This window comes from Pseudarthrobacter sp. O4, from assembly GCF_050157025.1.
GTDB lineage: Bacteria > Actinomycetota > Actinomycetes > Actinomycetales > Micrococcaceae > Arthrobacter.
The window spans coordinates 1,991,913-2,017,448 of sequence record NZ_CP189591.1; the positions used below are offsets into that span (position 1 = coordinate 1,991,913).

18 protein-coding genes and 4 pseudogenes are annotated in these 25,536 nt (G+C 66.0%); 13 read left to right on the forward strand and 9 right to left on the reverse strand.

Features of this window, described 5'->3' with window-relative positions; all coding sequences use genetic code 11:
- Nucleotides 1-33: 33 nt before the first annotated feature.
- Nucleotides 34-885, reverse strand: coding sequence for a phosphatidylinositol-specific phospholipase C/glycerophosphodiester phosphodiesterase family protein (locus ACQCSU_RS09170; RefSeq protein WP_426979428.1), 852 nt, complete (start codon nucleotides 883-885; stop codon nucleotides 34-36).
- Nucleotides 886-1,056: 171 nt separating this feature from the next.
- On the opposite strand from ACQCSU_RS09170, the gene ACQCSU_RS09175 reads away from it, so the two are divergent.
- The 4 genes from ACQCSU_RS09175 (at nucleotide 1,057) to ACQCSU_RS09190 (ending at nucleotide 4,039) form a co-directional block, all read left to right on the forward strand.
- On the forward strand, nucleotides 1,057-1,710 hold the full coding sequence (locus ACQCSU_RS09175; RefSeq protein ID WP_426979429.1) for a threonine aldolase family protein: 654 nt from the start codon (nucleotides 1,057-1,059) through the stop codon (nucleotides 1,708-1,710).
- A gap of 566 nt (nucleotides 1,711-2,276) precedes the next feature.
- On the forward strand, nucleotides 2,277-3,194 hold the full coding sequence (locus ACQCSU_RS09180) for a phosphotransferase (RefSeq protein WP_426979430.1): 918 nt from the start codon (nucleotides 2,277-2,279) through the stop codon (nucleotides 3,192-3,194).
- Between the two features lie 42 nt (nucleotides 3,195-3,236).
- A complete protein-coding gene (locus tag ACQCSU_RS09185) occupies nucleotides 3,237-3,401 on the forward strand; it encodes a hypothetical protein (RefSeq protein WP_426979431.1) in 165 nt (54 codons plus the stop codon).
- Nucleotides 3,402-3,586: 185 nt separating this feature from the next.
- On the forward strand, nucleotides 3,587-4,039 hold the full coding sequence (locus tag ACQCSU_RS09190; protein WP_426979432.1) for a hypothetical protein: 453 nt from the start codon (nucleotides 3,587-3,589) through the stop codon (nucleotides 4,037-4,039).
- A gap of 45 nt (nucleotides 4,040-4,084) precedes the next feature.
- Here the strand turns inward: ACQCSU_RS09190 and ACQCSU_RS09195 are convergent.
- Nucleotides 4,085-4,390: pseudogene (locus ACQCSU_RS09195) on the reverse strand (carbohydrate ABC transporter permease); the annotation flags it as partial.
- A 52-nt stretch (nucleotides 4,391-4,442) separates the two neighbouring features.
- On the opposite strand from ACQCSU_RS09195, the gene ACQCSU_RS09200 reads away from it, so the two are divergent.
- On the forward strand, nucleotides 4,443-4,958 hold the full coding sequence (locus ACQCSU_RS09200) for a DUF2867 domain-containing protein (RefSeq protein WP_426979433.1): 516 nt from the start codon (nucleotides 4,443-4,445) through the stop codon (nucleotides 4,956-4,958).
- 168 nt (nucleotides 4,959-5,126) lie between these two features.
- Here the strand turns inward: ACQCSU_RS09200 and ACQCSU_RS09205 are convergent.
- The 4 genes and pseudogenes from ACQCSU_RS09205 to ACQCSU_RS09220 all read right to left on the reverse strand — a co-directional run bounded on the left by ACQCSU_RS09205 (nucleotide 5,127) and on the right by ACQCSU_RS09220 (nucleotide 9,114).
- Nucleotides 5,127-6,567, reverse strand: a pseudogene (locus tag ACQCSU_RS09205) (DUF222 domain-containing protein).
- Between the two features lie 76 nt (nucleotides 6,568-6,643).
- Nucleotides 6,644-7,546, reverse strand: a complete 903-nt coding sequence (locus ACQCSU_RS09210) for an aminoglycoside phosphotransferase family protein (protein ID WP_426979434.1) — start codon at nucleotides 7,544-7,546, stop codon at nucleotides 6,644-6,646.
- A 295-nt stretch (nucleotides 7,547-7,841) separates the two neighbouring features.
- On the reverse strand, nucleotides 7,842-8,147 hold the full coding sequence (locus ACQCSU_RS09215) for a hypothetical protein (protein ID WP_090580274.1): 306 nt from the start codon (nucleotides 8,145-8,147) through the stop codon (nucleotides 7,842-7,844).
- 186 nt (nucleotides 8,148-8,333) lie between these two features.
- Nucleotides 8,334-9,114 (reverse strand): annotated as a pseudogene (locus ACQCSU_RS09220) (SDR family NAD(P)-dependent oxidoreductase).
- 83 nt (nucleotides 9,115-9,197) lie between these two features.
- On the opposite strand from ACQCSU_RS09220, the gene ACQCSU_RS09225 reads away from it, so the two are divergent.
- Nucleotides 9,198-9,836, forward strand: a complete 639-nt coding sequence (locus ACQCSU_RS09225) for a TetR/AcrR family transcriptional regulator (RefSeq protein WP_426979435.1) — start codon at nucleotides 9,198-9,200, stop codon at nucleotides 9,834-9,836.
- A 564-nt stretch (nucleotides 9,837-10,400) separates the two neighbouring features.
- Here ACQCSU_RS09225 and ACQCSU_RS09230 read toward each other — a convergent pair.
- Nucleotides 10,401-11,212 (reverse strand): annotated as a pseudogene (locus ACQCSU_RS09230) (integrase core domain-containing protein).
- Between the two features lie 616 nt (nucleotides 11,213-11,828).
- Here ACQCSU_RS09230 and ACQCSU_RS09235 point away from each other — a divergent pair.
- Nucleotides 11,829-12,923, forward strand: coding sequence for a phosphotransferase (locus tag ACQCSU_RS09235; protein WP_426979436.1), 1,095 nt, complete (start codon nucleotides 11,829-11,831; stop codon nucleotides 12,921-12,923).
- Nucleotides 12,924-13,000: 77 nt separating this feature from the next.
- On the opposite strand, the gene ACQCSU_RS09240 is transcribed toward ACQCSU_RS09235, so the two are convergent.
- On the reverse strand, nucleotides 13,001-15,028 hold the full coding sequence (locus ACQCSU_RS09240) for an ABC transporter ATP-binding protein (RefSeq protein WP_426979437.1): 2,028 nt from the start codon (nucleotides 15,026-15,028) through the stop codon (nucleotides 13,001-13,003).
- Nucleotides 15,025-16,764: an ABC transporter ATP-binding protein gene (locus tag ACQCSU_RS09245; protein WP_426979438.1), complete on the reverse strand. Its 1,740-nt coding sequence runs from the start codon at nucleotides 16,762-16,764 to the stop codon at nucleotides 15,025-15,027. Before ACQCSU_RS09245 ends, ACQCSU_RS09240 begins: the two co-directional genes overlap by 4 nt.
- Nucleotides 16,765-17,019: 255 nt before the next feature.
- Here ACQCSU_RS09245 and ACQCSU_RS09250 point away from each other — a divergent pair, with 255 nt between their 5' ends.
- Genes ACQCSU_RS09250 through ACQCSU_RS09275 form a run of 6 tightly spaced genes read left to right on the forward strand, consistent with a single transcriptional unit; the run spans nucleotide 17,020 to nucleotide 25,450 of the window.
- Nucleotides 17,020-18,339: an ABC transporter substrate-binding protein gene (locus tag ACQCSU_RS09250; RefSeq protein WP_426979439.1), complete on the forward strand. Its 1,320-nt coding sequence runs from the start codon at nucleotides 17,020-17,022 to the stop codon at nucleotides 18,337-18,339.
- Nucleotides 18,340-18,369: 30 nt separating this feature from the next.
- Nucleotides 18,370-19,323, forward strand: coding sequence for a carbohydrate ABC transporter permease (locus ACQCSU_RS09255; RefSeq protein WP_426979440.1), 954 nt, complete (start codon nucleotides 18,370-18,372; stop codon nucleotides 19,321-19,323).
- Nucleotides 19,320-20,276 (forward strand): carbohydrate ABC transporter permease, encoded by a 957-nt coding sequence (locus ACQCSU_RS09260; RefSeq protein WP_426979441.1) that lies wholly within the window; start codon nucleotides 19,320-19,322, stop codon nucleotides 20,274-20,276. Before ACQCSU_RS09255 ends, ACQCSU_RS09260 begins: the two co-directional genes overlap by 4 nt.
- A gap of 2 nt (nucleotides 20,277-20,278) precedes the next feature.
- Nucleotides 20,279-22,354, forward strand: coding sequence for a beta-galactosidase (locus ACQCSU_RS09265; RefSeq protein WP_426979442.1), 2,076 nt, complete (start codon nucleotides 20,279-20,281; stop codon nucleotides 22,352-22,354).
- A gap of 25 nt (nucleotides 22,355-22,379) precedes the next feature.
- On the forward strand, nucleotides 22,380-23,192 hold the full coding sequence (locus tag ACQCSU_RS09270; protein WP_426979443.1) for a DeoR/GlpR family DNA-binding transcription regulator: 813 nt from the start codon (nucleotides 22,380-22,382) through the stop codon (nucleotides 23,190-23,192).
- Between the two features lie 5 nt (nucleotides 23,193-23,197).
- Complete coding sequence (locus tag ACQCSU_RS09275) at nucleotides 23,198-25,450, forward strand: alpha-galactosidase (RefSeq protein ID WP_426979750.1); 2,253 nt, start codon at nucleotides 23,198-23,200, stop codon at nucleotides 25,448-25,450.
- Nucleotides 25,451-25,536: the final 86 nt, after the last annotated feature.

The window sequence follows — 25,536 nt, forward strand, 5'->3', positions numbered from 1 at the left end:
TGCGGCTGCCGTGGGGCAGCGTGGACCCTGGTCCTATGGCTGCTGGGCTTTGAGGAAGCTTTCCAGTGCTGCGAGGTCGTCGGTGTTGATGTGGTCAACACTTGCCCGGTGAAGCTCGGTCCAAAGAGCTTCGCGTGCCTCGCCCGGCTGGTCCGGAGTCGCCCAGAAGCGGACCCGGTGTCCCTTGGCGTGTGCGTCCGCGACGTAGGCGTGGAGTTTGGCGCGTTCCGCCTCGGGCATCGGGCCAACGCCCTGCCACGTGAACAGCTTGGTCCAGTTGTCACTGACCAGCGGCATGAGCGTTGAGGGCATCCCGGAGGCAAGGTCGGATGAGCGTCCGTCGAAGAACCCGTAGCGTTTGTCTTCCGCCTGCATGGTGGTCAGCGGCCTGTTGCCGCTGATCACGGCGGTCACCGGGCCCGTGCTGACTTTGCCCTTGCTGTAACGGGTCATGAGGGCCGGGTGCTTGCTCAGTTCCTGCTCGATCGCAGCGTAGGTGCTTTCGCCGTCGCTCTTGATGTCGATCAGCAGCTGCAGGCTGCCGTCCCAGCCCGGATAGACGCTGTGGCCTTCCTGCTGGACGAGGTTGTCCAGCGGTTCCAGGTACAGGCTCGCCAGGGTCTTTCCAGGCTGTGCGTTCTCCCGGTCGTGTGCGACGAGAAGTTCGCCGTCAACCAGCCAAACGTCCGCCTCGAGGCTGGTGAACCCATGCTCCAAGGCGTCAATCAGCGGACGGCCGTGCTCGTAGTCGTTGTGTGCATGGGCCTCCAGCAGCGGCTGGCCCAGCACAACATCCCGGGATGAGGTGGCGGCAGTTGAAGGAACGGCGATTCCGGTCAGGGACGTGAGGGCCACCAGCGCGGCGACAGCACTTTTGATAAGCACGGGGTTCTCCTTGGTGCGGTTCAGGGGGCATAGTTCAGCTCGACCGATCAGGCGCGCCGATGCCTCAAACAGGCTCCCCGATCCGTACCAACAGGGAAGGGCCACGCGGTGGAGGGCCGGTAAACAGCAGTGAACGGCCACGCTGCAGCGGTGACCCGCAGGCGCGGCGACGTGCACAGCGTTCAGCCCGCCGTTGTCAGCCTGACCCAGGCCACCGAAACCGGCAGCGTCTACACCCTCGACGAGCTGGCCGAACTGGCGGCGATCGCGCACGACGCCGGCCTTCGCGTCCACATGGATGGTGCCAGGTTCGCCAACGCTCTGGTCGCCCTCGACGCAACCCCGGCCGAGATGAGCTGGAAGCTCGGGGTGGACGTACTCTCCTTCGGCGCGACCAAAAACGGGGCGATGACCGCCGACGCCATCGTGTCCTTCGATCCTGCCCTGGCCACCGAACTCGCCTACCGTCACAAGCACGGCGGGCAGCTCACCTCCAAGATGCGGTTCCAAACCGCACAGCTCGACGCCTACCTCAGCGACGACCTGTGGCTGAACAACGCACGCCATGCCAACCAGACGGCCGCCCGCCTGCGCGAAGGAATGACCGGCGTCCCGGGCGTCTCGGTGCTGGGAGACGCGACCGCAAACATACTCTTCTGCCGGTTCCCGCAGCCCCTTTCAGACGCACTCCACGCGGCCGGGTTCGACTTCTACGACGACCGCTGGGAACCCGGCATTGCCCGCTTCGTGACCTCCTTCGCCCACACCGAAACCGACATTGACACGCTGCTGGCCGCAATCCGGGAACGCACCAGCACGCCGTGACAAGCACAAGCGGCCGGCACCACCGATTTCCGGTGGAGCTTCAGGAGTAGGTCAAGCTCAGCAGCAGTGCCTTCCGCTGCGCGTACTGCTCCGTGGCCATCCAGGCTTTCGCGGCGCCGGAGGACTGTCTTATGGGACACCGAGTGGACGGGGAAGAAGGCATTGATGAAAGTTTCTTCATGACCGTTTCATCCGTGCCTCATTGTTGTACTTCATTCTGGACGCACGGAACGGCTTGCGCCGGAAGAGCCTGCGTGTCGGGAAGAGGGGCATGGATGGACGGAGCATGGCTGTCTACTGTTGGGGGGCGGCACGGGACGCCTGGAACGCGTCACTCCACCGCGTCCTACCACTGGCTGGCGCCTCCACCGGATCCTGGAATTGATTCCATGGACTGGCCCTCCCCCGTTCCGACGTCTGCCGACGACGATACCGGCACATCCTGGCTGGTTCAGCGGGCGTGGCCAGACAAGACGCCAGGAGAATTTGTACTGGAGGTCCTTACACCGGGACGGCCCGGCGTCCGGGGAGCCCATCTGCGTCACGGGCACTTCGAGCTGATCCCGTTGGACGATCCGGGGCTGCCCGCCTTGCGGGGGGAAGCGCAGAAGGGGGAATTGATTTCGTACTGGCCCTACTGCCAGGCGGTCGTCCGGGCGGATGGCCGCTACATAAAGGTCTTCGAGCCCGGCGGCGCCGTCGTGCCGGCCGAGCGCTGCGCACAAATGGACGTCCTACTGGACGCCGGCAACTTCACAACACCCAGAATCCTCCGTAAGAGCTCCCAGGAAGACGTCATCGTTTTCAGCGCCATCGCGGGACCGACTCTGAACGAGCTGGGCAGGGAGCAGGGCGCCGTCAGCGATGAAGCGTTCGCCAGGGCGTGGGAGAAATGGTCGCGCGCCTGGGTCGCCGAACTGAACGGCTCTTATAATCCCGCAGCACAAATCGTTCTCGACAGCCTTCCGCTCCGTCCAGCAGAGTGGGAAGCCACGAAGATGTGGCGACGGGTGAACGACTGGTTGCGGCACAATGAAAACGTCCCGGAGTTGTCGTCTCAGCGCGATGCCTTGCGCGCCGCTGCAGAGCAAGTGGCCACGAACCTGCTTCGGACGGCACCGGATCCGCTGGTATGGTCCCACGGAGACCTTTACGACAAGCAAATCATCGTTCCTGACGGCGACATCCCGCCCGGCTTGCTGGACTTCGACAGTACGGCCCGGGCCGAGGCCGCTCGGGACCTGGCCGGCGTGGACGTTCGCCTGGAGCTTCATCTACGTCATAACCGCATGACGCCCGCACGATATCTGACGGCTCACACGCAGGTGCTGGCCGCCGCCGAGGAACTGCACGTCAGTCCGGTCCGGTTCGATGCGTATTCGGACGCCTTCTGGCTCCGTCTGGCACTTTCTCCGTTACCTGGCCGCTTCTCCCTGGCCATCGCCGTCGTCACGGAACGGGCAGCGCAGGAGTTGAGACAGTGAGCCGGCTACTTCTCCAGCAAGGCCGAGCTCATCTGGGGCGGCATGGAGCCGGTGATCGAGGCCTCGGGGCGGGTCCTGGATTCAGCCCGAGTCCAGGGCGGCTCCGGCGGCGACGTCCTGGCGGGACTGCGGGAGGCGGCGGTTGCCGGGGTTGCCGTTCTGCCGGACCTGGCGGTCACGCGCGGCCGGCTGCGGCTGATCGCCTAGCACCCCGAACCGGCCAGCCGGAGCTAAGTCCCTGTCGCCGCAGCGCGAACGGGCCCGGGCGTACCTGAGCAGCCGCTAGCCCGCTCACCACCGGCACATGGAAGTATTCACTTATGACTATCGAGAATGATACTGCCAACCTTCCGGCGTTAACTGACTCTCAGGGCATAGACGCCTCGACTGAAGTGAGCCGTAGCTGGGACCACATCGGGGCCATCATTGTCGATGCCACGCTGCAGCGCCGGCAGAACTACCACGCGACCGTCAAGCCGCGCGTTGTGGCTCTGGTTGCGGCATGGCCAGAAGCCGCCACGACTAGCGGACTCCGCCGGCGCCTCGCTACGGGCAAGCTCGCGGAAGTTATCAGCTGGCCCTCGCCTGGCCGTCTCGCCCAGGTAGAGGACATCATGTGCGTGTTCGAGCGTCAGGGCATCGAGACGGTATTGGAACTCCGAGGCGCACTCGATGACCCGGCCAGGAGAACCGTTCTCCGGGAGGCCCTTGCGGGCGTGCGGCATGTCAGTCCCAAAACGCTGGACTACATCGACACCCTGAGCGGAATCTCCACGGGTTCGGCCGCGACCTCCCTTGGGGACGACGCAAAACACCCAGTCTCTCCCCCGGGCGTGGCCGGCTGACCTCACCCGGGCCGACAAACCCGGCACCACCGGTTCGGGCATCGTCTACTTGATGCCGGTGGTGGCCACGCCCTTGAGCAAAAACTTCTGTCCGAACAAGAACACCAGGAACACGGGCAGCAGGGACACGACGGACATGGCGAACATCGGCCCCCAGTCCGAGGAACTCTGGGCATCGACAAACTGGCGCAGAGCGACGGGGACGGTGAACATGTCCGGGGAGGTCAAGTAGATCCGCTGGGTGAAGAAGTCGTTCCAGGTCCATATGAAGGTGAAGATGGCCGTGGTCGCCAGCGCCGGGACCATGAGCGGCAGGATGATTTTCAGGAAGATCCGCGGATGCCCGGCGCCGAAGCTTCCGCACCCTCGTCCCTCAGCGCGAGCCTTTCATTGGCGAGGGCCAATGACGCTCGAACCCATGCATCGTGAAATTGAACGCTTCACAAAGCCAGCACACCATCTAGATGCAGTGAGCGCATACGCATCCTTGTCGCTGCATGAATGCATCAGCAACGCTCTGTCGTGGCAGCCCACCTGGCTAAAGATCCTGTTCCTCGCGCGTGGAGGGCTTGCGCGCCTCATGCGCCTCGAGCACCCTTCAAGCCGTCCAGGCCGCCCGCTCCGGCCGGAGGAGATCAGCTTCCACCCTGGTGACAGATTCGGCTTCTTCACTGTTTCGGCCGGCAAGGAAGACGCATTCATAGTGCTCACGGCCGAGGACACGCATCTGGTCGGCCATTTAATCGTCGAAGGAGACCCGACGGATACGGGAACCGAGCACAGATTCCGGATCATCACTGCCGTCCACTACCGCCGCTGGACGGGGATGCTTTATTTCAACATCATCCGACCTTTCCACCACATCATCATGCATCGCATGATCGCCGCAGTAAGCAGGCCCGACCAACCCGTCCGGTGAGTCGAGATTGACCGGGTCTGTGATAGGCGGGGGGACAGTGGCCTGAATCGCGCTGGTCCTGGCCGATCCGGCCTTTCAGGGTCACGTCGGAGGCAGGGGCGCAGGCCAATAGCCGGCACATCCTTCGAACCTTTCATTGGACGGGGAGGGGAACATGGAGCGCCGATCCTACGCCGCGATGAACAGTGCCCAGTCAGGAAAGGGATCACCGGTAATGGCGGCCCGGTCTCTCCGGGTCCGACGGCGCCGGCAAGTACGTCGAGCCGGTCGGGCGGTTCCAACTCCCGGCCTTCACCCGCGTGGCCGCGGTGCTGCGGCCAGTGTGATGGTTCCAAGTCTTGTTGTTCGCTGGGATAGGAGCGTCCCGCAGGTGAGATCCAGCCGGGTGGCTGGTCCCGGGTCGCGTCAACCGGCCTCCACGCTGTGGTGTGTCTGAGTCGGTGGTCCCGCCGGCATGGCTGGCCCAGGTTGGTGACGCCGGTGCCGCCTCCCTCGGACCAAGCCAACAGATGATCCGCTTCGTTATCCAGGGAATGGTTATTACAGCCCGGAAAAGGGCACCGGCCGTCCCGAAGCCGCAACCATTGGCGCATCGCCTTCGGGACCCGGTAGCTGGTCCGTCCGATCTCCAGCGGCGCTCCGCTGCGCGGATCGGTCAGCACACGCAGGAACGATCCGGCGCCATCCCCCACAAGCCGGCGGGCGATGCTCGGCGGAACGGGACCATACCCGTCCAGCGTGGCCGGTTCCGTCACGGCGCCCAAAAGAGACAGCACCGGCACGGTCACCAGGACCTGCGCCTTGGGTGACGGAGTTCCTTCCGCCACCCCCGCCAGCAGCCAGTCAGCGGCGACGTCCGCACGGAGCTGGGTCAGGGTCCGGGATTCATTCGGCTCCTGCAGGGCACGGGCCGCTTCCGTGGCACGGGACCATCCAGCCACCGCCACATCCGCAGTCACATAGGCCGAGAGCCAGGCCATGCCGTCCCGGTCCGGCACATATTCCAGCCGACGGTCCTCGACACCCTTGCGGTGGCGCGTTTCGATGCTTACGGGATGGTGCAGCTCACGCCACTGCGCGCTTTGGCCCGGAACCTGCCCGGCACGAGCTCCCCCGCCGGGCAGCCACGCGCGGCAAAGGGAGCTTCGACGTCCAGGAAATGAGCCTCCAAAGCAGCCGCCGCAGCGGGGTCCAGACCGGACGTTTCATCACACATCACCCGCGCGTGTTGCCATGAAAAGCTCCCTGCCTGCAGCGCAGACAGCGTCAGGGGCAACCCAGTGGTCAGGGTGGCTGACTCCGCCAGGAGCGCCGCCGCCGATCTTTCACTCACGGTCAGAACACAGGCCACCTCTGCTGTCACCGCCATTTCCTGGGCGGTGCGCTCCTACGGGGAAACGGCTGGGCCCGCCATGGCGACGGCAGCGCGGGCATATCCGGCGGCGAAGTGCACTTTCAGCGCGGCCAGCCTGGCTTCCATGCTGCCCACCTCAGCCATACCGTCCAAGCACGCGTCCGCTTCGTCCCGAAGAGGGTCAGCGCCAGTCGAGGCCGCGTTCCCGGCTCCGCGACCGGCAAATACAGCCAACCTAGCAAGGGAGGCCTCCATGGCCTCCAACGTCTCCGCAGCTGCTCTGCCTTCCATACCCACAGCATGACAGGAGCCACTGACAATAACGCCGGCGTCAGAGTTGCAGGCGAAGTCCGTCATCCAGGATCTGCCTGATCCCGAACTTTCCTACGGCGAACATCCGCGGATTATCGTCGGAGTTGCTCAGCATGGCGGTGGACAGGATGAGGGCCCAACCGCGGGCCCTCATCCAGGTGTTCCCTTCCACTGCGGAGCCAAAGGCGCCCATGAAGCGGTGGCGAGTGCCGGCGTCGAACATCAGCCACCCCACCGCAAGATCGACAGCCGGGTCCCCTGCCCCGACGTCGCCGAAATCGATGACGCCGGCCAGGGAGCCGTCGTCCGCCAGCAGGATGTTGCCGGGGTGGAGGTCCCCGTGGAGCATCATCGCCGGACCATCCCAGGCTTTGGCGGCACAGGCCTGCGCCCACACTGCTCTCAGCGCTGCTGCCTGCGGGTAGCGTTCGTGGTCCCCGAGCCGTTCCACCAGCACAGCGTCACGGTCTGTCAGCGGCACGCCTCGGAAGGGGTTCACCGGGACGTCGGTTTCGGCGGGCATGTGAAGGGACAGTAGGAAATCGGCCAGGCCTTCAGCCGCCGGCCCGCGGCCTGCCGGGCCGACGTCGGCCGCAGCGGCTCCGGGGACCCACGGCACGATGCTCCACGGCCATGGAAAGTCCGACGTCGGCCGGCCGGCGTGGACGGGGACAGGAACAGCAACCGGGGAGCGGCGTGCTATGTCGGGAAGGTAGCGCTGCTCATGAAGTATCAGCGAAACGGCCTCCGCCCTGCGCGGCAGCCGGACGGCCAGGCCGTCACCGAGCCGGAAGGTCGCGTTGTCCCAGCCGTTCGCAACCCGCGCTATCGGACAATCGCCGAGGTCGGGCCGCTGGGCCCGGACGAGGCGCTGGACCACCGCGTTACTCACTTCCACCGTGGCTGGCGGCATTTCCGCCATTCAGAAATCCGCCTTCCTTTGTGCCCGCAATGCAGTCCGATCCTTTCCCCTGTCCGAACATAGTTCAAGACCCCAACAGCGGACGGGGCGCGGAACGACGTCAGCGTCGAAGGGTCCAAGGTGACCGCGACGCGGGGTCTGTGACTGACACGGTGTTGCGACGCAAGGAGTCCCGGCATGATCCAGCCCGCTGCAGGACATGGAAGCGGACGACGGCGGGACTCCCTGCCGTCGACCTGGGACAGCATGAAGTTGCGGCCAACTCATCCGGCGGGGACCACCGGATTCTCAGCGGTCAGCCCGCGCCCTGGCCCTCGCGGGCCACCTCTTCCAAAATCCTGGCTGTCGGCGCTGCCGTCATCAGCTGCCCAATCACCTCAGGTTTGTCCCACACCTGGCTGCGCAACTTTTCCAGAAAGCCGGTCGCGGCGTCCCTGGTGTCGAAGTCAAGGAGCACGGCCACGCTGTTCTGGTCCTCGGTATCCCGGAACAAGCGGACAGACCGGGCGCCCGAGGCGGCGCGGCCTGCGGGATCCGTGTCGAAGACCTTCTTGAAAGCCTCGTAGTCCCGGACCGGATAGCTAATCTGCAGGGTGAACATCGTCGTTCCTTTCCCTCGGGCTGTGGCAGGGACCACGATAGGCCGTCCAGCGTCTTTCCGGTAGGGCCGGAGGGCGGACTTGATCCGTCGCTGCGCTGCCCTCCTGAACGACCAGTTAACGAGGGACACCAGCGGACGACGGCGAGACCTCCCGCCGTCGTCCGGTTGGCCTTAGTGCCGCTCCCCCTACAGCGCCGACCAGCCGCCGTCGGACGCGAGGATGGCGCCGTTGACGTTGGTGCCGTCGTCGCTGAGCAGGAAGGTGATGGAGGCGGCGAGCTGGGCCGCGGTGTCGGGCGTCGGGACGGTGGCCTGCATCAGCGGGCCGAGGCGTTCGGCCGCGAGCTGGGATCCCCAGTTGGCCACGATGTTGGTGATGGTGGGGCCCGGGGGCTACGGCGTTGAAGCGCAGACCTCTGGGCCCGTACATCACGGCCGAGTTCTTGGTCAGGCCGACGACGGCGTGCTTGGACGCGGTGTAGGCGGCGCCGGCGGCGGACCCGCGCAGGCCGGCCTCGGAGGCGACGTTGACCACGGAGCCGGTGCCGGCGTCCAGCATCAACGGCACCACGGCGCGGGTGAGGCGCATGAGGGCGGTGACGTTGATCCGGAAGACGCGGTCCCAGAGGTCGTCGTCCACCTCGTGGATCGGGGCGAAGTTGTCCATGATGCCGGCGACGTTCGCCAGGGCGTCGACCCGCCTGCCGGCGGCAGCGACGACGGCGGCGACGGTCTCTTCGGTGGAGATCTCGCCGGCCACGGGGACCAGGTCCAGCCCGGCGTTCTCGGCAACCAGGTCGTCCAGGCGTTCCTTGCTGATGTCGGCGGCGATGACGCGGCCGCCTTCCTTGGCGATGCGCAGGGCGGTGGCCTGGCCGATGCCCGAGGCCGCGCCGGTGACGATGACGGTCTTGCCGGCAAAGCGGCCGGTGGTGGCGGCTTCCTGCCATGTAGCTTCGTTGCCCATGATGTCCTTCCAGACGTTGCTGACGGTGATGCGGTACACCTTATGACACCCTGTGTCATTATGTAAGGGTGAATACTGGTGGGATGCCTTCGGATGCCTTTACGACCACCGTTCCGCGCTCCACCGGGCGCCCGGTGACGATTGATCCCGACGCCGTGGCCGCGATCGCGCTGCGGCTGTTCGCCGAGCGCGGCTACGAGCAGACCTCCATGGAGGACATCGCGCGCGAGGCGGGCATCGGGCGCAAGAGCCTGTATCGCTACTTCGCCAGCAAGGCCGATCTCATCTGGGGCGGCATGGAGCCGGTGATCGAGGCCTCCGGCAGGGTACTCGATTCAGCCCGCGGTCAGGGCGCTTCCGACGGCGGCGTCCTGGCGGGGCTGCGCGAGGCGGCGGTCGCGGGGGTTGCCGTCCTGCCCGATCTCGCGGTCACCCGCGGGCGGCTGCGGCTGATCGCCGACCACCCTGAGCTGGCCAGCCGGAGCTACGAGTCCCTGGCGCCGCAGCGGGAGCGGACCCGGGCGTATCTGGTTTCGGCCGGCGTCGGCGAGGATGTGGCCCGGTATCTGTGTGCCGCGTTGATCGGCGCGACGTTCGAGGCCTGGATGCAGTGGGCTGCCGGAACGGATCCGGATCCTGTGCCGTATTTGGTGGCGGCTGTTGGGGGTTCTGCGGGCGCCGGAGGCTTAGATCGTCGGACCACACAAGAGAGTTACCTCTAGGTCCCAGAAGAGGGCTGCACTCTTGACGATTCAGGGAACGTGAGGCGCTTACTGGAGCCGAACGAACCGCTTCTCAAGATGGATCGCAAGAGGGTCCCATACCTTCCGATCACTCCCCCGTCGCGAAAGATCCATGCACATGCTGAAATCTGGGCATTGCGTATACCCGTCCCGCAAAACCGTCGCGCTTCGGTGACTCAACCGCGACAGCTGCACATCACCGCCTGGGCCCGAATCTCGACCAACAAACGACATCTGAACGCTGAGCGGAACGGGATCGGGGGCTCGGGGTGCCCAAGGACCGGATTTAAGTCGACCACGGATTGCCTGGGAGGAACAACGAACGGCCGGGCCTGCGGGAAGCTCGCCGCTGCGCGTGCCGACGACGCCCCGGTCGTCACCAATCTAGACCGGCCGCCCTATCGGCCGGATGCGGGGAGATCCAGCCGAGATGGCCGACCTGTTCAAGGTGGCCCGGAGCGCGATGTACAAGATTGTTGGGCGCGCATCTCCTTGGGTGCCACTGATTGGGCCCCCGTTAGCAGTCCAGCGCCTATGCGAGAGCTAATTGGTTCTTTCGGTCCAGTTGTCCCAGTAGCGTTTCGGCGTCATGCCGTTCAGGGATCCGTGGGGCCGTTCATGATTGTAGATAGCTTTCCATTCCTCGGCCAAATACTTGGCTTCGGCCATGGTGTCGATGATTTCTCCGGAGAGTTGCTCCCTTCTGAACTGGGCGTTGAATGATTCGATGAAGCCGTTCTGCCAAGGTGATCCCGGGTCGATGAACGCAGTATCCACCCCGGCGGTGTCGCACCAGTCGATCAGTGCCGCGGGGGTGAATTCTGGCCCGTTGTCACACCTGACGTAGGCCGGTGCGGCGCCGGTTTCTGCGATGATGTTCTCCATTACCGCGACGACGTCCGAGGCTTTAAACGACCGGCGCGGGACGACCGCCAACGCCGTGCGCGTGTATTCGTCGATGACGTTGGCCACGGCGCACAGCTGCGTGCGGAGCTCGGCTTCCTCGAAGCCCATGTCGGGTTTCTTCTTGCGGAACGCGGACCGGTTCTGCCCTATGACTTTGCACGCGAAGCGCTCGGATGCCCCGAACTTCTCCACCGCCATGCGCACGGCACGGCGGCGGGGTTCGGGGCTCAGAATTTTCCCTTCGCCACCTCGTTAAGGATGTCGATGGCCAGTTCCTTCTCCGCCAGCAGGCGCTTGAGCCGGGCGTTCTCCTTCTCCAGCTCTTTAGTTCGTTTTGACGCCTCGGCGTTCTTCTCGGACCCGTACTGGTTCAGCCACCGGTACCAGGTCGCCTCGGTGACCTGAAGCTCTTTGATGACCTCGACCATCGGGCGGCCGTCGTTGAGCATTTTCTGGCCCTGCCGGACTTTGGCGATAACCTGCTCGGGGTGTCTCTGCGTGCCATGATTCGTGAATTTCCTCCTGCGTCCATTCTCGGACACGAAACTCACACAAACACTGGACTTCTACCTGGGGACCCAACCAAAATGGCATGATCGGTGCGGCTGAGGGTGCCGTGGTACCGTTCCCGAGTTTGTGTGGCTGAACCAGACCGGCAGCGACGAAACTCCATCGATCGTCCGTGCCAAGGCGCCATTTGGGAGGCGAACCGTGAAGAGCCTTAAACATCCTCGAACACTACAAAGGAGTCTCGGGTGTTCCATCTCGGTGCTCCCTCTTGATCACCAGTGCGGCACGCAGCGCTGCTTGGGCGGGACCGGGAAGAAGGGGTCCATGAGGGTTCCTTAATGACCCTTTCATCGGCGCCTCATTGTTGTAGTTCATGCTGGGCGCACGAACCGGCTTGTGCCGGAAGAGACTGCGTAGGGGAGGACAGCAGGGTGAACATGTACGGACAGAGCTCGACTGCGCCACTTGTCTTGGCGGAACGGACCGCCAAGACTCCCACACTCTATGGCGTGGTACCGCTAGTTGGCATATCCGCCGGGTCCTGGAGCTGATCACATGGACTGGACCTCTCCCGTCCCCTTGTCCACCGACGACGATACCGGCACAACCTGGCAGGTCCGCCGGGCGTGGCCTGATAAGACGCCAGGATGCTACGTACTGGAGGTCCTGACACCCGGACGGGCCGGCGTCCGGGGAGCCCGCCTGCGTCAGGGGCACTTCGAACTCATCCCGCCGGACGATCCGAGGCTGCCCGCCTTGCGAGCGGAAGCGCAGCAGGGGGAAATCTTTGCGTATCGGCCCTACCGCCGGGCGGTCGTCCGGGCGGAGGGCCGCTACATAAAGATCTTCCGGCCCGGCAGCGCCGTCGTACCGGCCGAGCGCTGCGCACAAATGGACATCCTGCTGGACGCCGGCACCTTCACAACGCCCAGAATCGTTTCTCGGAAATCCCAGGACGTCCTCGTTTTCAGCGCCATCCCGGGACCTACTCTGTCGGAGCTGGGTACGAAGGGGGCCGCCGTCTCCGATGAAACGTTCGCCAACGCGTGGGAGAAGTGGTCGCGCGCCTGGGTGGCACAACTGACCGGCACACATGGGCCCGCAGCACAAAGCGTCCTCGACACCCTTCCACCCCATTTGGCAGGGCTGGAAGCAGCGGAGGTGGAGCGGTTGCTGAACCGCTGGTTGCGTCACCATGAAAACGTTCCGGAGTTGTCGTTTCAACGCGACGCTTTGCGCGCCGCTGCAGAGCAAGTGACGATGAACCTGCTTCGGACGGCACCGGATCCCTTGGTCTGGGCCCACGGAGGCCTACACGCCAAGCAAATCATCGTCACTGACAGCGATACCCCGCTGGGGTTGCTGGACTTCGACAGTACGGCCCGGGCCGAGGCCGCCCGCGACCTGGCCGACCTGGACGTCCATCTGGAGCTTCGCCTACGAGAAAACCGCATGCCGCCTGAACGTTACATCACGGCTCACTCACAGGTGTTGGCCGTCGCCGAGGAACTGCACGTCAGCCCGGGTCGGTTCGCTGCGTACTCGGACGCTAGATGGCTCCGTCTGGCATTCTCTCCGTTACCGGGCCGCTTGTCTCTGGCCGTCGCCGTTATCGCGGATCGGGCGAAGCAGCATCGGAGTATGCGGTGACCACCATGGCGGCCATCGGTCACGGCCTCACCTGGCCTTACTCCTGGCTCCCGCCGAGCGGCCAAGCGTAGAACCCGCTAAACCTCCGCCACCGGCGCCGCGAACTGCGCGGCATACAGCGCCGCGTACGCCCCGCCCGCCGCCAGCAGCTCGGCATGCGTGCCCTGCTCCACGATCTGCCCGGATTCCATCACCAGGATGAGGTCGGCGTCGCGGATGGTAGAGAGCCGGTGGGCGATCACGAAGCTGGTCCGGTCGGAGCGCAGCGCGCTCATCGCCTTCTGCACCAGCACCTCGGTGCGGGTGTCCACCGAACTCGTCGCCTCGTCCAGGATCAGCACGGACGGCCGGGCCAGGAACGCCCGGGCAATCGTCAGCAACTGCTTCTCGCCGGCGGAAACGTTGGCGCCCTCGTCGTCGAGCACGGTGTCGTAGCCCTCCGGCAGGGACCGCACGAACCGGTCCACGTACGTCGCCCGGGCGGCCTCCAGAATCTCATCCTCCGATGCAGCTGGCCGGCCGTAGGCGATGTTGTCCCGGATGCTCCCGCCGAACAGCCACGTGTCCTGCAACACCATGCCCATCCGCGAGCGCAGCTCGTTGCGGGTCATCGCGGTGACGTCCACGCCGTCGAGCGTGATCCGCCCCGCATCCAGCTCGTAGAAGCGCATCATGAGGTTCACCAGCGTCGTCTTGCCCGCGCCCGTCGGGCCCACGATCGCCACGGTCTGCCCGGGCTCCGCCACGAGACTCAGCGAAGAAATCAGCGGCTTGTCCGGCGAATAGGAGAACGAGACGTCCTCGAACACCAGCCGCCCCCGGCCACCCGGAGGAGACACCCCAGGAGCCGGATCCGGCGACTGCTCGTCGGTATCCAGCAGCTCGAACACCCGCTCGGCCGAGGCCACCCCGGACTGGAGCAGGTTCGCCATCGAGCCCAGCTGGGCCAGCGGCTGGGTGAACTGCCGCGAGTACTGGATGAACGCCTGCACATCGCCGAGCTGCATGGCCCCGGAGGCCACCTGCAGCCCGCCCACCACGGCGATCCCCACATAAACCAGGTTCCCAATGAACGTCATGGCCGGCATGATCAGCCCGGAAATGAACTGCGCGCCGAAACTGGCCTGGTACAGCTCCGCGTTCTTCTGCCGGAACCGCTCCTCCACCTCCCGCTGCCGGCCGAAGACCTTCACCAGCGCGTGCCCGGTGTACGTCTCCTCGATCTGCCCGTTCAGCTCGCCGGTGTGCTTCCACTGCGCCACGAACAGCTTCTGCGAGCGCTTGGCGATCATGGCCGTGGTCACGAGCGTCAGCGGAATGGTCACCAGCGCAATCAGGGCCAGCGTGGGCGAGAGGATGACCATCATCACCAGCACCCCCGCCACGGTCAGCACCGAAGTGACCGCCTGGCTGATCGACTGCTGCAGGCTCTGCGAGATATTGTCGACGTCGTTCGTCACCCGGCTGAGCAGCTCGCCACGCTGGATCGAGTCGAAGTAGCGCAGCGGCAGCCCGTTGATCTTCGCCTCGATCCGTTCGCGCAGCCGGAAGACCGTCCGTTGCACGACGCCGTTGAGCACGTATGCCTGCACCCAGCTGAACGCCGAGGCCAGCACGTACAGCGCCAGCGCCCACAGCAGCACGGCGGACAGGGCGGTGAAGTCGATTCCGGTGCCGGGCGTCAGCGCCATCGCGCTGAGCATGTCCGCCTTTTGGTTCTCCCCCGCGGCACGCAGCTGGGCGATCAGCTGGGCCTGGCTGACCCCGGCGGGCAGCTGCTTGGACACGACGCCGGCGAAGATCCGGTTGGTCCCCTCGCCCAGCAGCCGGGGCCCGATCACCGAGAACGCCACACTCACGACGGCGAACACCAGGACCAGCACCAGCCACAGCCGCTCCGGACGCAGCTGGCCCAGCAGCCGCTTCGCGGACACCCCGAAGTTCATCGCCTTCTCCGCCGGGATGTTCATCCCGGCGAAGGGTCCCCCGCGGCCGGGCCCGCCCGCGGGCCGCGGAATCCGCTCGACGGCGGGCGCCCCGCCGGGCGCCCCGGCAGGTCGCCCGGAAGCGGCCGGCGCCGGCGATGCCTTGTCCGTGGTGCTCATGCCGCCTCCTCCGCCGCGAGCTGCGAATTCACAATCTCCTGGTACGTCACCGAGGTCTCCAGCAGCTCCCCGTGCGTGCCCTGCCCGACGATCCGGCCGGCGTCGAGCACCAGGATCTGCTCGGCGTCGATGATGCTGGACACCCGCTGGGCGATGATCACCAGGGTGGCGCCGGCCGTGTGCTGCTTGAGGGCCTGCCGGAGCCGGGCATCCGTGGCGGTGTCCAGCGAGGAGAACGAATCGTCAAAAATGTAGAGCTCGGGCCGCTTGACCAGCGCCCGGGCAATCGCGATCCGCTGCCGCTGACCGCCGGAGACGTTGGTGCCGCCCTGCGAGATCGGCGCATCCAGCCCGCCCTCCATCTCCCGGACAAAGTCCTCCGCCTGCGCAATCCGCAGCGCCCGCCAGAGTTCGTCCTCGGTGGCGTCCGGTTTGCCGTAGAGCAGGTTGCTGCGGACGGTGCCGGAGAACAGGTACGGCTTCTGCGGCACCAGGCCGATGTGCCCCCAGAGCAGGTCCGGGTGCAGCTCCCGGACGTCGACGCCGTCGATCCGCACCGAGCCGGCCGTCGCGTCGAAGAGCCGCGGCATCAGGTTCACCAGGGTGGTCTTGCCGGAGCCGGTGCTGCCGATGATCGCCGTCGTCTCCCCAGCGCGGGCGGTGAAGCTGATCCCGCTCAGCACCGGCGCCTCCGCGCCCGGGTAGGTGAAGCCGACGCCGCGCATCTGAAGCTCGCCCCGGCCGGTGCGGCCGGAAAAGCCGACCGGGTGCTCCGGCGGCCGGACGCTGGATTCGGTGCCGAGCACCTCGCCGATCCGGTCCGCCGAGACGGCCGCGCGCGGGATCATGATCGCCATGAAGGTGGCCATCATGACGGACATCAGGATCTGCATAAGGTAGCTCAGGAACGCGATCAGGGTGCCCACCTGCATGGAGCCGTCCTGGATCCGGAAGGAGCCGAACCAGATCACGGCCACGCTGGAGACGTTGAGCACCAGCATCACGGTGGGGAACGCGAGCGCCATCAGCCGCCCGGCGCGCAGGGCCGTATCCGTGACGTCCTCGTTGGCCTTCCCGAAGCGGGCGGTCTCGATGTCCTCCCGGACGAAGGCGCGGACCACGCGGATGCCGGTGAGCTGTTCGCGGAGCACCCGGTTGACGGTGTCGATCCGGGTCTGCATCTTGCGGAACAGCGGGACCATCCGGGTGATGATCAGCCCGATCCCGATCAGCAGCACGGGCACGCTCACCGCGATCAGCCAGGACAGCTGCACGTCCTGCCGGACGGCCATGATCACGCCGCCGATGCTGAGCATGGGCGCCGCGACCATCATCGTGGCGGACATCAGCACCAGCTGCTGGACCTGCTGGACGTCGTTGGTGGAGCGGGTGATCAGGCTCGGGGCGCCGAAGCGGGTGACCTCCTGCTCGGAGAACTCCGCCACCCGGCTGAAGATCGAGCCGCGCAGGTCCCGGCCCAGGCCCATCGCGGCCTTCGCCCCGAAGTACACGGCGGCGATGGTGCAGGCGATCTGCAGCAGCGTCACCAGCAGCATCACGCCGCCGGTGCCGAGGATGTAGTCCGTGTTGCCCTTCGCGACGCCTTCATCGATGATGTCCGCGTTCAGGGTGGGCAGGTACAGCGAGGCGATGGACTGCGCCAGCTGGAGTACGACGACGGCGAGCAGCAGCCGCCGCTGCGGCCGCAGGTATTCGACGAGCAGTTTCCAGAGCATCCGTACTCCCAGCCACGTGTCACACGAAGTGATTCGAAGGTCAGTTTACGTCCGCTTGAGGGCGGCGGTTGGAGGCGGTTGCTGGGAGTTTGCCCATAGCTCCGGCGGACGCCCGGCTGGCAGCCGGAATGATCTCGTCAGCCGCTCACCCGCAGCGAATGTTCGGTTTTGACCATTGACGTTCTCAATTGATCGATTATGATACTTAATTATGTGAGCCGATTCACACCGTCCGTGTTTTTCAAAGGAGAAATCATGACAATGCATGAAGACGCTCTGCGCAGGGCCTCGAGCCAGGGTGGATGGGACCGCCGGACCCTGCTGAAGACGCTGGGTGTGGGTGCGGTTGCAATGGCCGGAGTTCCACTGCTTGCGGCCTGCACGGGCGGCAGCGCACCGTCCGGCAGCAGCGGCGCCAAGGTTCTCAGCTTCGGCTCCGGCTCCTCGGACGACGTGCCCAAGGCTGCCTACAAGGCGGTCACCGATGCGTTTGAGAAGAAGTCCGGCGTGAAGGTCAACACCAACGTCGTCCCCCACAACGACTTCCAGAACAAGATCAACACGTACCTGCAGGGCAGCCCGGACGACACTTTCACATGGTTCGCCGGCTACCGGATGCAGTATTACGCGGGAAAGGGCCTGCTGGCACCGATTGACGATGTCTGGGAGAAGGTCGGCGCAAACTACTCGGACGCCCTCAGGAAGGCCTCCACAGGCGCCGACGGAAAGATGTATCTGATCCCGAACTACAACTACCCGTGGGGCTTCTTCTACCGGAAGAGCCTCTGGGCCGAAAAGGGCTACGCCGTCCCCCAGACCTTTGACGAGCTGAAGACCCTCTGCGCGAAGATGAAGGGTGACGGCTTGATCCCGATCGAGTTCGCGGACAAGGACGGGTGGCCGGCCATGGGCACCTTCGACTACTTGAACATGCGGCTCAACGGATACCAGTTCCACATGGACCTCACCGCGCACAAGGAGAGCTGGGACCAGAAGAAAGTCAGCGATGTCTTCGACACCTGGAAGGCTTTGCTGCCCTTCCAGAATCCCAACGCCCTCGGCATGACCTGGCAGGACTCCGCGAAGTCGCTCGGGGACAAAAAGTCCGGCATGTACCTGCTCGGATCCTTCCTCACCCAGCAATACACCGATAAGACCGTTGCCGACGACATCGATTTCTTCCCGTTCCCGGAGATCGCGATGGAGGGCCAGGACTCGATCGAGGCCCCCATCGACGGCCTCCTGCTGTCCAAGAAGGGCGGCCAGAACCAGGCCGCGAAGGACTTCCTCGCCTACCTCGGAACGCCGGAGGGCCAGGACGTGTATGCCTCGGTGGATTCCTCGAACATCGCCACGGCGAAGGGTGCCGACACCTCGAAATTCACGCCGCTGACCAAGAAACTGGCGGATTCCATCAGCGGCGCCAAGAACATCAGCCAGTTCTTCGACCGGGATGCGCTGCCGGCCATGGCCAACAACGTGATGATCCCGGCCCTACAGTCCTTCATCAAGGACGGAAACATCGATGTGAAGAACCTGGAAGCCCAGGCCAAGTCGCTGTACGCCTCCCAGTAGCCACGACATGTTGCAGAGCAAGGAATGCCCATGAGCGTCTCGACCCATGCGCCCACCGACCGCGGGCGGGACTCACGGCCCGCCCCCGCCCGGCGGGTACGGCGGCTGTCACGCCGCGACAAGATCGTCCTCAGCATCATGGTGGGCATCCCCACCCTGATCCAGCTGGTGCTGGTCTGGATCCCCACCCTGCTGTCTGTCGGGCTGTCCTTCACCCGCTGGAACGGACTCGAGCTGACGGACATCAAACCCGCCGGCGTCGAAAACTACCAGTTCATCGCACAGGACTACCCGCCGTTCTGGCCCGCCGTCCAGCACAATGTGCTGTGGCTGGTCTTCCTGGCGCTGATCGCCACGCCCCTCGGGCTCCTGCTGGCGGTCCTGCTGGATCAGCAGATCCGCGGCAGTCGGATCTATCAGAGCATCTTCTTCACACCGGTGATGCTCTCGTTGGCCCTGATCGGCGTGATCTGGCAGCTGTTCTACAACCGTGACAGCGGGCTGCTCAACTTCCTGCTGGGAACGGCGGGAACCCCCCGGGCCGTGGACTGGTTCGGGGATTCCAGCGTCAACATCTGGGCGGCCCTCATCGCCGCCACCTGGCGCCACGCCGGCTACGTCATGATCCTGTATCTGGCCGGACTCAAGGGCGTGGACCCGACGCTGCGGGAGGCGGCCCAGATCGACGGGGCCAATGCCGTCCAGACCTTCTTCCGCGTGATTTTCCCTGCCATGCGCCCGGTGAACGTCGTCATCATCGTGATCACCGTGATCGAGTCCCTGCGGGCGTTCGACATCGTCTATGTGATCAACCGCGGCACCAACGGCCTGGAACTCATCAGCGCCCTGGTCATCCAGAACCTCGTCGGCGAGGGGCAGGTGATCGGCGTCGGCTCGGCCCTGGCCGTCATCCTGCTGGTCATTTCGCTGGTTCCCATCACGTTCTACCTGTCCCGCGCCTTCGGAAAGGACAAAGAGGCATGAGCATCGCACATCCCACCGACGCAGCGCCGGCGGGCACCGAAGCAGCAGCCAACGGCCGGGGCAGGGTCCGGCTGCAGCTGCGCGGAGGGCCCAACAACAAGCAGGGCAAACGGCACTACGGAACCCACATCTTCCTCAGCGTCATGGCCGCCATCTGGCTGGTTCCGCTGGTCTGGACGATTTTCACGGCGCTCCGGCCCAAGGCGGACACGGACAAGTACGGCTACTTCAGCGTCAACGGCACGTTCAATTTCGACAACTTCGCGCAGGCCTGGAACCAGGGCGGCTTCGCCAAGTTGTTCTGGAACTCCGTGCTGATCACGGTTCCTTCCGTGATCCTGATCCTGCTGTTCGCCTCCATGATGGCGTTCGCCGTCAGCCGGGTGAACTGGAAGTTCAACATCACGCTGCTGATCATGTTCACCGCCGGCAACCTGCTCCCGCCCCAGGTCCTCGCGGCGCCGCTCTTCGAGATGTTCAAGCACTTCGAGCTTCCCTACGCGGTCAGCGACTCCGGGAACCTGCTCAACACCTACATCAGCGTGATCGCGGTGGACACTGCATTCCAGATCGGCTTTGTCACTTTCGTGCTCTCCAACTACATGAAGGCGCTCTCGTCCGAACTGACGGAAGCGGCCCTCGTGGATGGCGCCGGCATCTGGCGCCAGTACTGGGATATCATCCTGCCCCTGTGCCGCCCGGCCCTGGCCGCCATGGGCACCCTCGAGGTGATCTTCATCTACAACGATTTCTTCTTCCCCCTGCTCTTCATCCAGAGCGGCGACCGCCTCCCGGTGACGACAGCTGTCAACAACCTCCAGGGCCAGTTCCTCTCGAACTACAACCTGATCGCGGCCGGCGCCATGATCACGGCCGTTCCCGCCCTGATCATCTACCTGCTCCTCCAGCGCCACTTCGTGGCCGGCCTGACTCTCGGCTCCAGCAAAGGATAAATGTGGACAGCACCAACACCGCCGCCATGGACTACATCACCGCGCGCCTCGGCTCCGAGGGTTCCCCGATGCTGGCGTTCGGCGGAGACTACAACCCGGAGCAGTGGCCCGAGGAGACGTGGGATGAAGATGTCCGGCTGATGCGCGAAGCAGGCGTCAACCTGGTTAGCGTCGGGATCTTCAGCTGGTCGCTGCTGGAACCGTCCGAGGGCGTCTACGAATTCGGCTGGCTGGACCGGGTCCTGGACCTGCTGCACGCCAACGGCATCCGGGTGGACCTGGCCAACGCCACGGCCTCGCCGCCGCCGTGGTTCAGCCACAAATACCCGCAGTCCCTTCCGGTGACAGCCGACGGCGTGCGGCACAGCTACGGTTCCCGGCAGGCCTTTGCCGCCTCCAGCCCCGAGTACCGGCGGGCCGCGGCGGCCCTGACCGAGAAGATCACCGCCCGGTACGCGGACCATCCCGCCGTCGTGATGTGGCATGTCCACAACGAGTACGGCTGCCACAACCAGCCGGACTACTCGGACGGAGCCGCCGCGGGCTTCCGGTCCTGGTTGGAACGACGCTACGGAACACTCGATGGCCTGAACGCCGCCTGGGGCACTGCATTTTGGTCCCAGCGGTACTCGGCGTGGGAGGAGATCCTGCCGCCGCGGACCTCCGGAACGTGGGTCAACCCCACCCAGCAGCTGGATTTCGCCCGGTATTCCTCTGATGAACTGCTGGAGTGCTACAAGGCCGAGGCGGCGGTCATCCGCTCGCATTCCCGGCATCCGGTCACCACCAATTTCATGGGCTTCAACATGGGCCTGCACCAGCCGGTGGACTACTGGCGCTGGGCAGAACAGATGGACGTGGTCTCCAACGACCACTATCTGATTGCCGAAGACCAGCGGAACTTCCAGGAGCTGGCGGCCACCGCGGACCTCACCCGCGGCTGGGCGCAGGGCAAACCGTGGCTGCTCATGGAGCACTCCACCTCTGCCGTCAATTGGCAGCCCCGCAACATCGCCAAGGCGCCCGGCGAAATGCTTCGCAACTCGCTCCAGCATGTCGCCCGCGGCGCGGACGGCGCACTCTTCTTCCAATGGCGGGCATCCCGGGCCGGCGCGGAGAAGTTCCACTCCGGGATGCTCCCGCATGCGGGGACTGACACCAAGGCGTGGCGGGAGGTCGTCCGGCTGGGGCAAGCGCTGCGCCGCCTGGCCGAGGTCACCGGTTCGGTGGTGACCGGTGCGTCCGGCAGCGTCGACGTCGCCATCATCCACGACACCGACGCCCGCTGGGCGTCGGAACTGGATTCGCACCCGAGCGTGGATGCGTCAAACATCGCGGAAACCCGGCGCTGGCACGATGCCTTCTTCCGTGCCGGAATCCCGACGGACTTCCGCCAAAGCACGGATGACCTTTCCGGCTACCGGCTCGTGGTGGCCCCGATGCAGTACCTCGTGACGGACGCCGGAGCAGCCAATCTGGATGGTTATGTGAGGTCCGGCGGCCACCTGGTGGTCACGTATTTTTCCGGTGTCGTCGACGAGAACGACCACATCAGGCTCGGCAGCTACCCCGGGGCGTTCAGTGAACTGCTGGGCGTACAGATGGAAGAGTTCTTCCCTCTGCGCGCCGGCGAATCCGTGCCGCTGAACAGTTTCGGACCGGGTTCCTGCTGGAGCGAGCTGGGCAGGGCAAGCACCGCCGAGGTGCTTGCCGCGGTGACCGAGGGGCCGGCCGCCGGATCCCCCGCCGTTACCCGAAACCACGCCGGAAACGGCCGGGCCTACTACGTCGCCACCACCTTGCCCCCGGAAGGCCTCGCGGAACTCCTGCCCGTCATGTGCGCCGACGCGGCGGTGGCGCCCCTTGTCCCGGATCTTCCGGCCAAGGTGGAAGTGGTCCGGCGCAGCAAGGACGGCACGGACTGGACGTTCTGCATCAACCATGGGACGGACGACGTGCGGCTGCCGCTGGCGGGTGTAGAAGTCATCAGCGGTGAGGAGCTCGACGGCGGTCTCTTCCTGGAAGCCGGCGCAGTCGCCGTCGTCCGTTCCCGCAACGCCCATTCACATCGCCAGTAATTCACCACGCCAGTAAGGACAAGAAATGCTTGCCGCAGCCCGCCACTCAGCCATCGTCGCGGAGGTCCAGCGCGAGCGGATCGTCCGCGTCGCGGACCTCGCCCGGCTGCTGGGCGTGTCCCTCATGACCGTCCGGCGGGACATCGAGGCCCTGGACGCGGCCGGCGCCGTGGAAAAGATCCACGGCGGGGCCAAGCTCCCCGGCGGCGTGAGCACCCACGAGCCCGGCTTCGAGCTGAAGGTGACCCAGCTGCAGGAGGAAAAAACCGCGATCGCGCACGAGGCCGCCGGCCAGGTCCGCGAAGGAATGGCGGTGGGGCTCAGCGCCGGCACCACCACCTGGGCGCTGGCCCGGCTGCTGGCCGCCGGGCCCCGGATCACCGTGGTCACCAACTCCGTACGGATCGCCGACGTCTTCCACCAGAGCACCTCCCCGTCCACCGTGATCCTCACCGGCGGCGAACGCACCCCCTCCGACGCCCTGGTGGGGCCGCTGGCCACGGCCGCCCTCAAACAACTGCACCTCGACGTGCTGTTCCTCGGCGTCCACGGCGTCGACGCCGACGCCGGATTCACCACCCCGAACGTGCTCGAAGCCGAAACGGACCGCGCCTTCGTCGCGGCGGCCCGCCGGGTGGTGGTGCTGGCAGACCACACGAAGTGGGGCATCCTGGGCATCAGCACCATCGCCGGCCTGGACGACGCCGACGAGCTCATCAGCGACGACGGGCTGCCCGGCGAAGCCCGCCGGATCCTCAGCGAACGCGTCGGCCGGCTGCGGCTGGCCATAACCGGCCCCGCCCGCACAGACGCCACCGCCACGCTGGAGCTGCCGTGAACCACCTGACTTCGACCACTGCATCCGAGGAGAACCCGCCTCTGGGACGGAGGTACGGACCGCTGCACTTGCGGCGCTCCGGCACCTCACTGCTCCTCGACTTCAGCACCGGGGAGCCGGCTGTGCTGCACTTCGGCGCCGACCTTGGCCCGGGGCTCCCTGACCTTTCGCTGCTGGCCGATCCTGTTCCGCGCTCAGCCCTGGACATCCCGGTGACGCTGGGCCTGATCCCGCAGGCGTCCTCCGGCTGGCGGGGACGGCCCGGCCTCCGCGGCCACCGGAACGGACAGTCGTTCTCTGCCCGGCTCCGCGTGGTGTCCGTAACGGTGCAGAACGGCAGCGTGCAGGACGGCAGCGAGCAGAGCGGCAAGGAGGGCTGCTCCGCCGTCATCACGCAGTCGGACCCCGCCGCCGGGATCACGGTGGACACCGAGATCCGGATCAACGACGGCGGACTGCTGCAGCTCCGGCACGGACTGCGCAACGACGGTCCGGACAGCTACTGGGTCGAGGAGCTGGCGGCGGTGCTGCCCGTGGGGCGTGCCGCAACCGAAATCCTGGACCTGACCGGCCGCTGGTGCCGCGAGTCCCACCCCCAGCGCCTGCCGATGCGGCAGGGCACCTGGGTACGTTCCGGCCGTCACGGACGAACGGGTCACGATTCCTCGCTGCTGCTGGCCGCGGGAACCCCGGGGTTCGGCAACCGGCACGGACGGGTCTGGGCCGTGCACCTGGGCTGGAGCGGCAACCACGAGAGCTTCGTCGAGACGATCGGCGACGGCCGTTCCGTCATCGGTGCCTCGGAACTGCTTGGCTCCGCCGAGGTCATCTTGGACCCGGGAAGCAGCTACGAGACGCCGTGGCTGTTTGCCGCCTACTCGGACGCCGGGCTGGACGGCATCAGCGAGGCGTTCTACGCCTGGTTCCGCGGACGGCCGCACCACCCCGGGGCACGGTCCGGGAAACCCCGCCCCGTGGTGCTGAATGTGTGGGAGGCGGTCTACTTCGACCACCGCCTCGCCACGCTGCTGGAGCTTGCCGAATCCGCCGCCGCGCTCGGCGTCGAACGTTACGTGCTCGACGACGGCTGGTTCCGGGGCCGCCGCGACGATCACGCCGGCCTGGGCGACTGGTACGTGGACGAACAGCTCTGGCCGGAGGGGCTTAGCCCGCTGATCGACGCCGTCACCGCGCAGGGCATGGAATTCGGCCTGTGGGTCGAGCCGGAGATGGTCAACGAGGACTCGGACCTTGCCCGCGCCCACCCGGACTGGATCTCCGGGCCGCGTCCGCACTCCCCCGGGGCCGCCACACCCGGGCGCCTGCCGGAGCGCTGGCGGCACCAGCAGGTGCTGGACTTGGTCAACCCGGAGGCGTGGCAGTACGTCTTTGACCGGCTGGACTCACTCCTGGGCGAGTACCGGATCAGCTACCTCAAATGGGACCAGAACAGGGATCTGGCCGAAATGGGCCACGAGGGGAGCCCCTCGGTCCATGCCCAGACGCTGGCCGTGTACAGGCTGCTGGACGAGCTGCGGGAGGCCCATCCGGAGGTCGAAATTGAGAGCTGCTCCTCCGGCGGCGCCCGCGTGGATCTGGGCATCCTGGAACGCACAGACCGGGTCTGGGCCTCGGACTGCAACGATGCCCTGGAACGCCAGACCATCCAGCGGTGGACCGGGGTGGTGGTGCCGCCGGAGCTGGTGGGATCGCACATCGGGCCCACCACCTCGCACACCACGGCACGGACCCACGAGCTGTCCTTCCGCGCCATCACCGCCATGTTCGGCCACTTCGGCCTGGAATGGGACGTGCGCCAAGTCCAAGGCGCTGAACGGAACGAGCTCGCAGCCGCCGTCGCGCTCTACAAGGAACACCGGGCGCTCCTCCACAGCGGGCGCATGGTGCGGGCCGATGAGCCGGACCCCTCGCTGATGCTGCACGGCGTCGTCTCCCACGACGGCTCCGAGGCGCTGTTTGCGCTGGTGTCGGTGGCGACGTCGTTTTCCGAAGTCCCCGGACGCGTGGCCTTGCCCGGGCTGCGGCCCGACGAAAAGTACCGGGTGCGGCTTGCCTATCCGGGCGCGGGGAGCGGGCGTACTTTCAGCCAGACGCGCCCGCCGGCCTGGCTGGCCGCCGGAGTCGAGGCCAGCGGCCGCTTCCTGGCCGAGTCCGGGCTGCCGATGCCAGTCCTGAATCCGGAACACGGCCTGCTCCTGAGCGTGCGGGCCGTTGTTGACGACGGCCCGCCGCGGTAATACTCCGAAATGCTTACGGCCAGGGGTAGCGCCAGCACCGATGCAGGAGCAGGATAGGGCTACCGGGTCCCACGCAAATAACGGAC

What these genes read in the sequence shown, in the direction of transcription:
- ACQCSU_RS09260 (WP_426979441.1), top strand. Translation starts at nt 19,320, where the DNA reads ATGAGCATCGCACATCCCACCGACGCAGCGCCGGCGGGCACCGAAGCA.
- ACQCSU_RS09200 (WP_426979433.1), top strand. Translation starts at nt 4,443, where the DNA reads ATGACGCTCGAACCCATGCATCGTGAAATTGAACGCTTCACAAAGCCA.
- ACQCSU_RS09245 (WP_426979438.1), bottom strand. Translation starts at nt 16,764, where the DNA reads ATGCTCTGGAAACTGCTCGTCGAATACCTGCGGCCGCAGCGGCGGCTG.
- ACQCSU_RS09185 (WP_426979431.1), top strand. Translation starts at nt 3,237, where the DNA reads ATGGAGCCGGTGATCGAGGCCTCGGGGCGGGTCCTGGATTCAGCCCGA.
- ACQCSU_RS09210 (WP_426979434.1), bottom strand. Translation starts at nt 7,546, where the DNA reads ATGGCGGAAATGCCGCCAGCCACGGTGGAAGTGAGTAACGCGGTGGTC.
- ACQCSU_RS09235 (WP_426979436.1), top strand. Translation starts at nt 11,829, where the DNA reads ATGGACTGGACCTCTCCCGTCCCCTTGTCCACCGACGACGATACCGGC.
- ACQCSU_RS09270 (WP_426979443.1), top strand. Translation starts at nt 22,380, where the DNA reads ATGCTTGCCGCAGCCCGCCACTCAGCCATCGTCGCGGAGGTCCAGCGC.
- ACQCSU_RS09255 (WP_426979440.1), top strand. Translation starts at nt 18,370, where the DNA reads ATGAGCGTCTCGACCCATGCGCCCACCGACCGCGGGCGGGACTCACGG.
- ACQCSU_RS09250 (WP_426979439.1), top strand. Translation starts at nt 17,020, where the DNA reads ATGACAATGCATGAAGACGCTCTGCGCAGGGCCTCGAGCCAGGGTGGA.
- ACQCSU_RS09215 (WP_090580274.1), bottom strand. Translation starts at nt 8,147, where the DNA reads ATGTTCACCCTGCAGATTAGCTATCCGGTCCGGGACTACGAGGCTTTC.
- ACQCSU_RS09225 (WP_426979435.1), top strand. Translation starts at nt 9,198, where the DNA reads ATGCCTTCGGATGCCTTTACGACCACCGTTCCGCGCTCCACCGGGCGC.
- ACQCSU_RS09240 (WP_426979437.1), bottom strand. Translation starts at nt 15,028, where the DNA reads ATGAGCACCACGGACAAGGCATCGCCGGCGCCGGCCGCTTCCGGGCGA.